Annotated in this window: 10 protein-coding genes; 5 read left to right on the top strand and 5 right to left on the bottom strand. The window is 55.6% G+C overall.

The features are described from left to right. The first annotated feature begins 217 nt into the window (after positions 1–217). Positions 218–1066, top strand: coding sequence for a hypothetical protein (locus tag L579_RS19535; RefSeq protein ID WP_021185888.1), 849 nt, complete (start codon positions 218–220; stop codon positions 1064–1066). A gap of 87 nt (positions 1067–1153) precedes the next feature. Here L579_RS19535 and rdgC read toward each other — a convergent pair whose 3' ends face one another. Continuing rightward, the gene (rdgC, locus tag L579_RS19530; RefSeq protein WP_021185887.1) at positions 1154–2065 is read right to left on the bottom strand and encodes a recombination-associated protein RdgC; all 912 of its coding nucleotides are present in this window, start codon (positions 2063–2065) and stop codon (positions 1154–1156) included. Positions 2066–2195: 130 nt separating this feature from the next. On the opposite strand from rdgC, the gene mak reads away from it, so the two are divergent. Continuing rightward, positions 2196–3107 carry a fructokinase gene (gene mak, locus L579_RS19525; protein ID WP_021185886.1) on the top strand — a complete coding sequence of 304 codons (912 nt, stop codon included), beginning with the start codon at positions 2196–2198 and terminating at the stop codon, positions 3105–3107. An 86-nt stretch (positions 3108–3193) separates the two neighbouring features. Here the strand turns inward: mak and eat are convergent, their stop codons facing one another. Beyond that, positions 3194–4558: an ethanolamine permease gene (gene eat, locus L579_RS19520; protein WP_021185885.1), complete on the bottom strand. Its 1365-nt coding sequence runs from the start codon at positions 4556–4558 to the stop codon at positions 3194–3196. Positions 4559–4821: 263 nt separating this feature from the next. On the opposite strand from eat, the gene L579_RS19515 reads away from it, so the two are divergent. Together L579_RS19515 and L579_RS19510 are read left to right on the top strand one after the other, a co-directional pair. Then, on the top strand, positions 4822–5826 hold the full coding sequence (locus tag L579_RS19515; protein WP_021185884.1) for a phosphotransferase enzyme family protein: 1005 nt from the start codon (positions 4822–4824) through the stop codon (positions 5824–5826). A 161-nt stretch (positions 5827–5987) separates the two neighbouring features. Beyond that, entirely contained in the window at positions 5988–7043 is a 1056-nt protein-coding gene (locus L579_RS19510; RefSeq protein ID WP_021185883.1) for an AraC-like transcriptional regulator QhpR, read from the top strand. Here L579_RS19510 and L579_RS19505 read toward each other — a convergent pair. From L579_RS19505 to sbcD, 3 genes are all read right to left on the bottom strand, one after another. Then, the gene (locus L579_RS19505) at positions 7003–7431 is read right to left on the bottom strand and encodes a cell envelope integrity TolA C-terminal domain-containing protein (RefSeq protein ID WP_021185882.1); all 429 of its coding nucleotides are present in this window, start codon (positions 7429–7431) and stop codon (positions 7003–7005) included. The two genes, L579_RS19510 and L579_RS19505, sit on opposite strands and share 41 nt — an antisense overlap. Positions 7432–7554: 123 nt before the next feature. Next, on the bottom strand, positions 7555–11082 hold the full coding sequence (locus L579_RS19500) for an AAA family ATPase (protein WP_021185881.1): 3528 nt from the start codon (positions 11080–11082) through the stop codon (positions 7555–7557). Then, on the bottom strand, positions 11079–12296 hold the full coding sequence (gene sbcD, locus L579_RS19495) for an exonuclease subunit SbcD (RefSeq protein ID WP_021185880.1): 1218 nt from the start codon (positions 12294–12296) through the stop codon (positions 11079–11081). The genes L579_RS19500 and sbcD overlap by 4 nt, the downstream gene beginning before the upstream one ends. 196 nt (positions 12297–12492) lie before the next feature. Between sbcD and phoB the strand changes: the two genes are divergently transcribed. Beyond that, positions 12493–13182, top strand: a complete 690-nt coding sequence (gene phoB, locus L579_RS19490) for a phosphate response regulator transcription factor PhoB (RefSeq protein ID WP_021185878.1) — start codon at positions 12493–12495, stop codon at positions 13180–13182. The last annotated feature ends 11 nt before the right edge of the window (positions 13183–13193 follow it).

Genomic DNA, 13193 nt, shown 5'->3' with positions numbered 1-13193 from the left:
AATCGAAAATTCAGAAAATATTTTATCTGTATTTAAAACGGTTATTTGTTTTATTTTTCTTCATTCCTTTCAAGAAATTAAAAATATTCTTAGTTACTTGATGTTGTAATAATACCATGAAAAATATAACTTTTTCTTTATTGGCAAGGTTGCGAACGATGGTCATGTAGATTAAAAAGTATATTCACATCGCATGATGTATTTATCTGGAGGCTGTATGTCTTTTGCTAATGTCTATCGATTGCCGCCCGGGATAACCCGGCACTTATTTAATCCTGTTACAGCACGAGCAACCACGGAAATAAATAAAGCGGTTAAGTTTATTGGTCATAACTGTGCCTGCCTGTCTACCAATCAATGCAAAAAGCACAGCGTGAACGAGGGGCTGAAAGAGTTACAACCGACCAATAAACACTGGTTTATGAAGGATTCTCCTTTGCTTCCGCGGTTGGTTGGCGTGCCGGGATCAGTGAAGTTAACCGGTAATGCGGTAACACCTTTCAGTGCAGGAACATTGAAGAATGAAAAAGAATCTGGCAAGGAGAAACTCAGCCTGAATAACTTGTGGGCCTGTTATCCCGAGAAAACAACGCCATGCCCGGTGGAGTTGAAAAATAAGCCCGGTGCTACGTTGTCTGAGTCCGAACAGGCGGATTCCGGGGTTGAAAGTCTCTCGGAGTCGGAATCGCCGGATAACGTTTTTATTACTAACTGGGATAATCTTGGTAAGGAGAGTTTTTCGGTACAAAAAAATCCGGAGCAGACCAATAATTTACCGGAAGAAAGTGAACCGGGCGAGTATAACCCATTCCGTATTATCGTTGCGGAAAATGCCGGAAAGTTCTCGCATAAAAGGGCGTGGCAATTTAGTGAGAAGTTTGAGAATTATCATCCGCAGTTCAAAACGATAAAAGAAGAACCGTCTTCTCAGACACCTGTTGAAGAAACCATTATCCGGTATGAGAAGGTGTTGATCGTCGGCGAAAAATTAAAAATGAAGAATGTGCAGAATATCTTTGCAATAAAAAGAGATGATCTTTATCAGGAGGAAACGACACGACTTTAAATATTCTGTAGCGGCGCGATTTATCGCGCGCCATTGACGCTAATGTTGCGAACAACAAGCGCGATAAATCGCGCCGCTACGAATAAGTCAGCGCTGCGCTTCTCCGCCCAGAGCTTCCACCAGATTACTGAGCAATGCCGCCAGTTCACTGGTCATCAGAATAAAATCAGCATCGAAACGCTGAGCAAAATCATCACGATCAATATCGTCATTTTGCTCACGCAGGGTATCGCTGAATTTCAGGCGTTTCACTGACGAATCATCAGCGATAACAAACTGAATCCGCTCCTGCCAGTCGAGCGCCAGTTTGGTGACCACTTTACCGGCTTCGATATGGGTAGCGATTTCGTCCGACACCAGATCCTGCTTTTTACAGCGAATCACGCCGCCTTCTTCCAGCAGTGCTTTTAGCTCGGCTTCATCCATCAGCGCGAAACCGGCAGGCAGCTCGCCTGAACGCACCCACTCGGTCAGGGTCAGTTCAATCGGGCTTTCCAGGGTTAATGGCACCACCGGAAGCGAACCGAGGCTTTTGCGCAGCAGTGCCAGGGTATCTTCGGCTTTTTTTGCGCTGGCGCAGTCAACGATAATCAGATTGTTGACGGTGTCGATCCACATAAAGGTCTGGCTGAAACGGCTAAAGGCGCGTGGCAGCAAGCTGTGGAGCACTTCATCTTTCAACGAATCCTTTTCGGTCTTCTTCAGCTTGCGACTTTGTTCCGCTTCCAGCTTGTCGATTTTGGCTTCCAGCGCCTGCTTTACCACCGGCGAAGGCAGAATTTTTTGCTCGGTACGGGCACAGATCACAATCTGACCATTAACTACGTGCGTCAGCGCCTCGCTACGGTTACCCATAGGGGAAACCCAACCGGTTTTTGCCATATCCTGGCTACCGCAGGGCGAGAAGGTGAAGGCATCGAGCTGTTTTTCCAGATCGTCTGCGGACAGCGGAATGTCACGATTCAGACGATAAACCATCATATTTTTAAACCACAACATCGGGATTCCTTACCGGGGGAAATCTATCAGTCAGCGCGCATCATAGCGAAACATCGGCTGGGTTTCATTGCCTTTACCGCAACGGCTCTCTACTGTGTCTCTCAACCTAACGAATAATGAGGAATAAAACGTGCGTATTGGTATCGATTTAGGCGGCACCAAAATTGAAGTGATTGCACTCTCAGATCAGGGGCAGGAATTGTTTCGTCACCGCGTGAATACCCCGCGTGACGACTATGGTGCGACGGTACAGGCGATTGTTGATCTGGTGCATCTGGCAGAAGAGAAGACCGGGCAGCAGGGGACGGTGGGATTGGGTATTCCGGGCACCATTTCGCCCTATACCCAGCGGGTAAAAAATGCCAACTCCACCTGGCTCAATGGTCAGCCGTTGGATAAGGATTTGACGCAGGCGCTGAATCGTGACGTGCGTATCGCCAACGACGCGAATTGTCTGGCGGTATCTGAAGCGGTTGATGGTGCCGGTGCGGGAAAACCGCTGGTATTTGCGGTGATTATTGGCACCGGTTCTGGCGCCGGGGTGGCAATTAATGGTGAGTCACGCATTGGCGGTAACGGCAATGCCGGTGAATGGGGCCACAATCCACTGCCGTGGATGGACGAAGATGAGCTGCGTTATCGTGCGGAAGTACCGTGCTATTGCGGCTTGCAGGGCTGCATCGAGACGTTTGTGTCCGGTACCGGATTTGCCATTGATTATCAGCGCTTGAGCGGCAACGCGCTGAAAGGGGCGGAGATCATCAAGCTGATTGAGCAGCAGGATCCGGTGGCGGAGCTGGCGATGCGCCGTTATGAAATGCGTCTGGCAAAATCGCTGGCGCAGGTGGTGAATCTATTGGACCCCGATGTGATCGTGCTGGGCGGCGGGATGAGCAATAACGATCGTTTGTATCAGACCGTGCCGACGTTGATGAAGCAGTGGGTGTTTGGTCGCGAGTGCGAAACGCCAGTGTTGAAGGCGGTGCATGGTGATTCCAGTGGCGTGCGTGGTGCGGCGTGGCTGTGGCCTTTAAAAGACTAAATGTAGTGCTGTGACGTAGCGGCGCAATTTATTGCGCGGTTTTTTCGTGTCTCGCGCGATAAATCGCGCCGCTACGTTACGTTTCCTTATTCCCCGACCAGCATCGAATCCTGTGGTGCGTTGTCGCGCTGCGCCTTGGTCGCGAGGAAGTAGATATAACCCACCACCATAATCGCGACAAACAGGCCGCCAATGACCGGGTTAAACCACAGCATCGCCACTAAACACACCAGCGACAGCACCAGGGCGATGCCCGGCACAATCGGGTAACCCGGGGCGCGGAAGCTGCGTTCCAGATCCGGCGCAGTACGACGCAGTTTGAACAGGCTCAGCATGCTCATCAGATACATCACAATCGCGCCAAATACCGCCATGGTGATCATGGCTGCGGTCAGGCTCATGCCTTGCAGGTTAATCCAGCCGTCGCTGTAAATCGCGGCGATACCGATCACGCCACCGGCGATAATGGCGCGATGCGGCGTCTGGAAGCGGGACAGTTTCGCCAGACCCTGTGGCAGATAACCGGCACGCGCTAGGGCAAAGAACTGACGTGAATAGCCGAGGATGATGCCGTGGAAGCTGGCGACCAGACCGAACAGGCCAATCCACACCAACATATGCATCCAGTTGGAGTTTTCACCGACGATCATCTTCATCGCCTGCGGCAGCGGGTCGTTAATGTCGGACAGTTTGCGCCAGTCACCGGCACCGCCCGCCAGCAGCATCACGCCAATCGCCAGCACCACCAGCGTCAGAATACCGGTGATATAGGCTTTCGGAATGGTGCGCTTGGGATCTTTGGCTTCTTCTGCCGCCATCGCCGCGCCTTCAATGGCGAGGAAGAACCAGATGGCAAAAGGAATCGCGGCAAAAATACCCGACACCGCAGGCATACCAAAATGCTCGCTACCGGCCCAGCCGTTGGCGGCGAAGTTGGCAATGCTGAAGCCCGGAGATACCACGCCCATAAACACCAGCAGTTCCAGCACCGCCAGCACCGTCACTACCAGCTCAAACATTGCCGCCAGCTTCACGCCAAGGATATTCAGCGTCATAAACACCAGATAGGCACCGACCGCTGCGGTTTTTGGGTTGAGTTCTGGATACTGTACGTTGAGATAAGCACCAATCGCCATCGCAATGGCCGGAGGGGCAAACACAAACTCGATCAGCGTTGCCAGACCGGCGATCAGGCCACCGGTTTCGCCAAAGGCGCGGCGGCTGTATGCAAACGGACCACCGGCATGTGGAATCGCGGTGGTCAGTTCGGTGAAGCTAAAAATAAAACAGGTGTACATGGTGGCGATCAGCGCCGTGGTAATGAGAAATCCCAGCGTCCCTGCTACGCCCCAGCCGTAACTCCAGCCGAAATACTCCCCGGAAATGACCAGGCCAACCGCGATACCCCAAAGATGCAGGGTTCCCAGGGTGGGTTTGAGCTTGCTCGTCATAATCTTATCCCCGTCGTTATTGTTGAGTGCGGTTGATTCACCGCGCCGGTTTATCGTTTGCGCTACAGTGAAGGGGATAATGCCGCTGCCTCTCACGGGAAAACTTGACGCAGGCGCAGTGAGTTTTGTCCTCCACGGTCAACTCTGACGCAAGAAAAGTGCCAGATGCTCGCTGCGGTCAACTTTGGGTCATCTGCGGTCAAGCAGTCAGGACGACGTCATCCCATGCTGATAACACTGTTGTCATCCCTGGAGCCTGATGAATGAGTGCCAAACAATCCGACACCCTGACAAATGCTGAAATCACCGTGCTGGCGCAACAGGCGCTGGCCTGCTATCCCGCCGCACTTCAGGGCGAGCTGAAATTGCTGTGCCGTTCCGAAAACGCCACTTTCCTGTTGCTGGCGGGAGGGAAACGTTACGCCCTGCGCCTGCATCGTCCTGACTACCACAGCAAAGCTGATATTCTCAGCGAACTGCTGTGGCTGGATGCACTGCGCGAAACTGGCATCATGGTGCCGGAAGCGATCCCGGCCAACGATGGCGAAACCGTGTTGTCCCTGCACCTGCCCGATGGCGAAATACGCCATGCGGTGCTGTTCCACTGGATCGAGGGCGACATGCCGACCACCGATGTCGATCCCAAAGCCTTCCAGCAGCTCGGTCATATCACTGCCCGCCTGCATCAGCACAGCAAAAACTGGCAGAAACCGCAGGGCTTCCAGCGCATCATTTGGGATCATCACACTATGGTGAGCGAGCAGAGCCACTGGGGACGCTGGCAGGACGCCCCCAACCTCAATCCGGCTGATCATCAGGTGGTGGAACAAGCGATCGCCCGTGTTGGTCAGGAGTTGCAGGGGTTTGGCAAAGGCGCGGATCGTTACGGGTTGATCCATGCCGATCTGCGTTTAACGAATCTGCTGCTGCACAAAGGGGAAACCCGGGTGATCGACTTTGACGATTGCGGTCTGGGTTGGTATTTGCACGATCTGGCGGCAGCGATCAGTTTCGTGGAACACCATCCGCGTGCCGAAGAGTGGGTGGAGAACTGGATCCGGGGTTATGAGCGGGTGGGGCATATCAGCGATGCAGAGATGGCGCTGGTACCGACGCTGCTGATCCAGCGCCGTATCCAGCTTACCGCGTGGATGGGATCCCATGCCGAAACCGAGATGGCGTTGAGTCTTGGGCCACGCTGGGCGGATCATTCGGTACGCCTGTGTCGTCGCTATCTGGAAAACAGTCAGCTGCCGGTCGGGGCCTGATGCACCATCAGTGAGCGTGGCTGCGCCGTCACGGTGCTCGCCACGTTCACTATCTCGTCTGATCATCGTTTTTTCTGCGTTGCCCGCCTGGTACGAAAATTGCTGGATACGGTAATTCGATTCACTCCTGCGTATCCTGTGAGGTCAGCATGAATTCACTGATGAGACAGTCCGAGGCGTTCAGCGCCATATCGGCTCAGGCCAGCGCCAGCAACCGTGGTGTGCTGGCGGCAGCGGCCACCGGCCTGAGCGACTTTATTACCGGCAAAGGCGGCGATGTGGATCGCATCTTTGGCATCAGCGGCATCGATTCCGAGCTGCTCGCCAGTCCGACCCTGAGTCTTGGTCTGGTTAACTATTGCCGCGTGATGGAAGAGGCCGCGCGACATTCTGGTTTTGATAACTTCGGTTTGCACTACGGCAGGCAGTTCAAACCGCAGTCATTAGGCCTGATTGGCTACATCGGACTGTGCTCGCCGACGCTGGAGCAGGCGCTGCATAACGTGGTTAATGCTTTTCCGTGGCATCAGCACGATACCCTGACGCGGTTGGTGGATAAAGGCGACTGCTGGCGGCTTGATTATCAGGTGCGTCACGGGGCGATTTTGTCGCGGCGTCAGGATGCGGAGTTGACGCTCGGCATGTTTCTCAACCTGATTCGTCATGTGGCGGGGAAAAACTGGGCACCGCGTGAGGTGCATTTTGAACATCCGCGCCCGGAGCAGTGGCATGAGCACTGCAAAGTCTTTGATGCCCCGGTCTGGTTCGATCAACCTTTCAACTCGCTGGTGATCCCGAAACGCGATCTGCTGCGTGCAATGCCGGAGCAGGACCCGATGTTGCTGATGGTGATGCAGGATGCGATCCGTCGCCTTAACAGCAGCGCCAGCCAGCAGAGCGTGGTGGAGCAGGCGCGCTCGCAGGTCAATCTGTCGCTGATCCAGGGCGAACCGGTACTGGAAGAGATTGCCGATAAAATGGGGCTGTCGAGCTGGTCGTTGCAGCGTCGTCTGCGCGAGGAGGGCATCAGCTTCAGCGCGCTGGTGGACAAGGTGCGTTGCGAGATGGCAACCCATTACCTGCAACAGAAACAACTGCCGATTTCCGAAATGGCGCTGCTGCTGGGTTATTCCGAGGTGAGCGCCTTTTCCCGCGCCTTCCGTCGTTGGTTCGGCATCAGTCCGCGCCAGTGGCGGCAAGATGGACTGGCAAGCTGACCTGTTGCGGCGCAAAACCAAACCACGCTGGCTGCCCGCGATCGGGCGGCGGCGGTAATCCCTGCGATTGACCAATCAGTTGCCAGGCCCGCAGACACAGTGGCTCATCGCCCTGTGTCTGGGTGACGGCATAGCGTCCACTTTTTTCCCACTCCAGTTGCACCAGACAACGCTGGCCCGCATAGTGGCTGGCATCGTGGAAGGCCCGTACCAGTTTTTGCTGCATCTCATCAGCCCATTTGCACGATACACTACCCGGCGCAATTTCAGGCTGACACAAATTTGCTTGTGCATCTTTCTGATCGGATTGAAAATTTTGACAGGCGCTCAACGACACCATCATCGCTATCCCGCCTGCCAGACTCGCCATTTTGTTAATTAAATTCATTCATGTGCCATAGTTTTCGCGAAAGTTCGGATTGCACCCGTTTTCCAGTCTACAGACCGACTCTGCAAATGCTATGGCATTCATCCTGGTGTCGATAAAACCAGAATTTGCCGCACCGTGCGGTTACGGCAATTCCAGTTTGCTGTATCCCAGACCATTCATCTTACGTACCCTGATCTGCACCGGAATACGCTCCTTCATCGCTTCCACATGGCTGATAACGCCAATGGTTTTGCCGCTGGCATTCAACGCATCGAGCGCGTCCAGCGCGGTGTCGAGCGTCTCGGCATCCAGCGTGCCAAAGCCTTCATCAAGGAACAGCGATTCGATGCGGGTTTTGTGGCTGACGAGGTCGGATAACGCCAGTGCCAGCGCCAGGCTGACCAGAAAACTCTCGCCACCGGACAGCGTGCGGGTGTCGCGGGTGGCATCGGCCTGCCAGGTATCCACCACATCCAGTTCCAGCTCATCCGTGGCACGACGTTGCAGCAGATAACGACCATGCAGGCGATCGAGCTGACGGTTCGCCAGCCATACCAGGTGATCAAGGGTTAACCCTTGGGCGAAACGGCGGAATTTGTCACCTTTGGCGGAGCCGATTAACTCGTTAAGTTGGCTCCATTGCACCAGTTCCGCTTCGTGGCTGCTGATTTGCGTCAACAGCGCCTGCTGCTGCTCACGTAGTTGCGTGTCGCTGGACAACTGTTGCTGTGCCTCTCCCTGTTGACGTGCGTTGTCGCGTAGCGCCACGCGCAAGTTTTCCAGCCGGGGGCCGATCTCTGCCGCCAGTTCGTCGCTCAGTTCGGCCAGACGTTGTTGCTGGTGGGCAGTGGCGCGCTGCGTCAGTTGTTGGCTCAGGGTGATGTGCTGTTGATGCTGCTGTTCCAGCGCCTGTAAACGCTGACGCAGTTGCTCAACGTCGGTAGCATCAAGCAGCGCTGCGCGTAGTGCGGCCTCGTCGGCAAAATCACTGCGCTGCAAAGCGCTGAGGAAATCTCGGGTTGCTGCCTCCAGACGAGCGGTTTGTGCCTGTTGCTGCTGTTCGATTTGCGCGCGTTGGCCGTCCAGGCTGTGCGCGGCGCTTTGCGCCTGCTGCCAGGCCTGTAATTGCTGCGCTACTTCCTGTTCGCATTTGTGTAGCGCCGCCTGGTGCGCCTGACGTTCGGCCTGCACCTGGCGGTCGCCAAACAGTTGCTGCCGACGATGTTGCTGTTCGCTGCATTGCTGTTGCAAGGTGCTGAACGTTTGTTGCAACGCCGCGAGACGCTGCTGTTCACGCGCAAGATTCTGTTGCAGGTTGTGGTGCTCGCTGTTGGCTTTCGCCAGCTGCGGTTGCAGGGTGGTGAGTAACCGCTCACTCTCCTGCCATTTCTGCCAGCGTAGCTGCAACGCGCTCAACCAGTCTTCACGCGCCTCGCGCGCGGGTAGGGTGAGCTGATGTTGGGTCAGTTGCTGTGCCAGTTGTTGGCTGAGTTGCTGCCACGCAGCCCGCTCGGCTTCGCTACGCTGGTTGAGATCGTTCAGCGTCTGCTGCACGCTGGTAATTTGCTGCTGTGCCAGTTGCTGCTGTTGCAGATGCTCCAGCCATTCCCGTAGCTGATTTTCCTGCTGATCCTGCTCGCGTTGCCAGCGGGTCACATCGTCCTGCTGCTCCAGCGTGAAGGTGAGCGCCAGCTCACCGGTCAACCGTTGCCACTGTTCACTCAGCGTGCTGAGCTGCTGCCCGATTTCCTTGAGTTCCTGCTGCAACGCCTGCTGTTGCAGCAATGACAGGCGTTGCTGCTCACCTTTGGCGGTGCCGGATTCTTTGAGCTGAGCAACACGAGTTTGCAATGCCGCAAGACGCTGTTGATTCTCGCCAGGTTCCAGTTGGCGATATTGCTCAATGGCTGGATGCTGACAGGAACCACACAGCGGGCAAGGATGATTAGGCTGCAAGCGGGCACGTTCATCGGACAGTTGAGCGATTGTGCGTTCCTGGTCACATATGGTCTGCACATCAAGCATCGCCTGATTCTCACGCTTCCACTCCTCGCGCAGCGCCTGTAAAACCTGTTCTTCCGCCTGATATTGCTGGGAGAGCGTATCCAGTTTTGCCTGACGTTGTTGTTGCTGTGGCTGGAGTGAACGCCACTGCGCCGTCAACAGGGTCAGTTGCTGACGTGATGCACGTTGCACCTGATGTTGCGCTAACGTATCACGGACCTGATCGATAGCAGGAGGCGCGGCCGGCAGCGCCTGCTGACGGGCAGCGAAAGCTTGCTGGAGCTGGTCAAGCTGCTGTTGTTGCTGCTGTTGCTGATTGCTCAACTGGGTGACGGCCAGCTCACGTTCATCCAGCCGGGTAATGTCGGATTGCCAGCGCGCCAGATGCTCGCCCCAGGCCGCGACGCTGGCTTCGCGGGTGCGCCATTGTTGCTGCTCATCCCACAGTTGTTGTAAGCGTTCACTCTCCTGTTGTTGCTGGCTGAGTGCGGTGCTGTTTTGCTGCACCAACTGCTGTTGCGCCGTTATCTGGCGCTGCTGGTCGCTGACCTGCTGTTGCAGGGTCGCGATGTGTTGATCAAGTGGGATGACCTGCTCGGTCAGCAGCGTTTCCAGTTGTTGTTGTGCGTGCTGTGCCTGCTCGCGCACCTGTTGGGCCGTGTGGAAACGTGCTTCGCCTTGCTGCTGGGCATGGATCGCCTGTTGATGCTGCGCTTGCACCTGCTGCATTTGCCGGGCGAGGGCGATATTTTCCTGTTCCAGCTGTGTGCGCTGTTGCAGTTTATCGCGTAATTTTTCCGCCGGTTCGGCGCGCGCCAGCCTCTGACGTTCAGGTTCGGCCTGGTGCCACGCGTTTTCTGCCGCCTGCAACGCCTGTTGCGCCTGCTGCTGTTCGCCAGCCAATTGTTGTGACTGACTCAGCCACTGTTGTTGCTGCTGCGCAGTGGTGAGCTGCTGGTTCAGCGTGACCTCGGCTGCATTGAGTTGTTCCAACTGACTTGCCAGCTCAGCCCGCCGCGTCTCATCCAGCAACGACATTCCTCCGGCGCGGGCGCGCAGCGTATCGAGATCGGCACGCGCGCTTTTGTAGCGCTCGAAAATCTGGATTGAGATTTGCCCGTAGATCTCAGTGCCGGTCAGCTCCTCCAGCAGCTCGGCGCGCTCGCCCGGTTTGGCATTCAAAAAGGCAGCAAATTGCCCCTGCGACAGCATCATTGAGCGGGTAAAGCGGGCGAAATCAAGACCGGATAGGGTTTCGATCAGTTTTAATTTGTCGCCCACTTTGTCGGCAACAATTTGGTTGTCGGCACAACGCGCCAGCTCAACGCGCGGAGCCTGCAATTTGCCGTCGGCCTGACCACGGGCGCGGTTCTGGCTCCAGAAGGCACGCCAGGCTTCACCCTTGATCTCAAACTCCACCTCGGCGAGGCATTCGGCGGTATCCCGGGTGATCAGTTCGTTCTGGGTTTGTGACAGCACGCCGAGGCGTGGCGTCTGGTGATACAGCGCCAGACAGATGGCATCGAGCAGGGTGGTTTTACCGGCGCCGGTGGCCCCGGTAATGGCAAACAAACCGTTACTGGCAAACGGCTCACGGCGAAAATCGATAAACCATTCTCCGCGCAGGGCGTTGAGGTTTTTAAAACGCAGCGTCAGGATTTTCATGCAGAGGGGTTCTCCAGCGCGGCAAGGGTGGTGCGAAACAGTTGTGTAAGGTGTGCTGCCTGGTCGGCATCCAGATCTTCTTCCAACGCCAGACGACGCGCAAACACCTCTTCAACCTGCAATTCACTCAGGGTTTCGTTATCCAGTCGCGCCAGGCTGCGGCTGCGCTGTTCGCGACTGCGGCGGACCAGTAGCACCTCCACCGGTAAGTTTTCCGTCAGTTGTTCCACGCGGCGTTGCAGGTCGCTCAGGTGCTCCTGAGTGGTGATTTCAATATCCAGCCACACCGCCAGGTCGCCCTCTTTTTCTTTGAACAGCGCCAGTTGCCGTTCGATATCCGCCAGCGATCCTTTCAGCATCTGCATTGGCTGGAACAGCGGGATGGTCAGCGGCGTCACGGCATCAAGGCCGGTGCTGAAATCCAGCAGAAACACGCTCTTGTCGCGGCCCAACTCATCAAAGCTGAGTGGAATGGGCGAACCGCTATAGCGAATATGATCGCTGTCAGCAATGCGTTGAGCACGGTGAATATGGCCGAGGGCGATGTAATCCGCCGCAGGGAATGCCTGTGCCGGAAAGGCATCGAGGGTGCCGATGTAGATATCGCGCACCGAGTCGCTTTTGGTTACGCCGACGGTGGTGAGATGGCCGGTGGCGATAATCGGCAGTTTGCCCCCGAGTGCTGCGCGCTGCGCCTCTGCGGCGGCAAAGCAGTGCTGATAATGTTGTTCGATGGCTTCCAGCAGCGACAGCTGTTTTTCCCGCCCGGACTGTCCGGCCTGGCTGCGCAAAATATCGCGCGGGCGCAGATAAGGGATGGCGCACAGCAGCGCGCCTGGCGTACCGTCGCGCTGCTTCAGGGTCAGCACCTGCTGCTCGCCCTGCGGCGTAGCGCTGGTGATCACCTGCGTGTTGAGGCAGGCAAGCAGTTCGCGTGATTCATTGAGCGTTGCCACCGAATCGTGGTTCCCTGCCAGAACGATCAACTGGCAGCGGCTGGCCTGCAACGCCACCACGAAGCGGTTAAACATTTCACGCGCATAGCTTGGCGGTGAGCCGGTATCAAAAAGGTCACCGGCGATAATCAGCGCATCCACCTGATGCTGGTCAATCTGCTGGCGCAGCCAGTCGAGAAATGCCTGATGTTCAGCAGCGCGACTTTTGCTGTAAAAGAACTGGCCCAGATGCCAGTCTGCCGTATGGATGATGCGCATGGATGCTCCCTGCCAGAAAAAGCGATGGGGAATTATAACGACTTCACCACGAAAGCAAAAAAAACGCCTCACGGCTGTCACATTTCTGTTTTTCCACTAAATTTCCAGGGTTGGGTTTTTCATAAAAGTGTCATAAAACTGACGCATAATGACGCCGCAAATCCCAGTGACAGCCGTCATATCAGCAGGAGTAATAATGGCTAAGCGCATTTTGGTTGTGGAAGACGAAGCTCCCATCCGTGAAATGTTATGTTTCGTGCTGGAACAGAACGATTACCAGCCGATTGAGGCGGAAGATTATGACAGCGCAGTAGGGAAGCTCATCGAACCCTGGCCGGATTTGATTTTGCTGGACTGGATGTTACCAGGCGGTAGCGGTATCCAGTTTATCAAGCACCTGAAACGTGAAGCCATGACGCGCGATATTCCGGTGATGATGCTGACGGCGCGTGGCGAAGAAGAAGATCGTGTACGCGGTCTGGAAGTGGGCGCTGACGATTACATCACCAAACCGTTCTCTCCGAAAGAGTTGATGGCGCGTATCAAAGCGGTGATGCGGCGTATTTCGCCGATGGCGGTGGAAGAGGTGATTGAGATGCAGGGGCTGAGCCTCGACCCGTCATCACATCGCGTGATGTCCGAAGCCACGCCGCTGGAGATGGGACCGACTGAGTACAAATTGCTGCACTTCTTTATGACGCACCCGGAACGCGTTTACAGCCGCGAACAACTGCTGAACCATGTCTGGGGCACCAATGTGTATGTCGAAGATCGTACTGTCGATGTGCATATCCGTCGTTTACGTAAAGCGCTGGAGGTCTCCGGCCACGATCGCATGGTACAAACCGTACGCGGAACAGGGTATCGTTTCTCTGCTCGCTACTAAACGGAGTCTTT

The sequence above is a fragment of the Pantoea sp. AS-PWVM4 genome (genome assembly GCF_000468095.1).
In the GTDB taxonomy this organism is placed as follows: Bacteria; Pseudomonadota; Gammaproteobacteria; order Enterobacterales; family Enterobacteriaceae; genus Pantoea; species Pantoea phytobeneficialis.
The sequence above is the reverse complement of the archived record's forward strand: the minus strand, read 5'-3'. Positions and strand labels throughout refer to the sequence as shown.

Coding starts and splice junctions, on each gene's coding strand:
- L579_RS19535 (WP_021185888.1), top strand. CDS start 218: ATGTCTTTTGCTAATGTCTATCGATTGCCGCCCGGGATAACCCGGCAC.
- rdgC (WP_021185887.1), bottom strand. CDS start 2,065: ATGTTGTGGTTTAAAAATATGATGGTTTATCGTCTGAATCGTGACATT.
- eat (WP_021185885.1), bottom strand. CDS start 4,558: ATGACGAGCAAGCTCAAACCCACCCTGGGAACCCTGCATCTTTGGGGT.
- L579_RS19515 (WP_021185884.1), top strand. CDS start 4,822: ATGAGTGCCAAACAATCCGACACCCTGACAAATGCTGAAATCACCGTG.
- L579_RS19510 (WP_021185883.1), top strand. CDS start 5,988: ATGAGACAGTCCGAGGCGTTCAGCGCCATATCGGCTCAGGCCAGCGCC.
- L579_RS19505 (WP_021185882.1), bottom strand. CDS start 7,431: ATGAATTTAATTAACAAAATGGCGAGTCTGGCAGGCGGGATAGCGATG.
- L579_RS19500 (WP_021185881.1), bottom strand. CDS start 11,082: ATGAAAATCCTGACGCTGCGTTTTAAAAACCTCAACGCCCTGCGCGGA.
- sbcD (WP_021185880.1), bottom strand. CDS start 12,296: ATGCGCATCATCCATACGGCAGACTGGCATCTGGGCCAGTTCTTTTAC.
- phoB (WP_021185878.1), top strand. CDS start 12,493: ATGGCTAAGCGCATTTTGGTTGTGGAAGACGAAGCTCCCATCCGTGAA.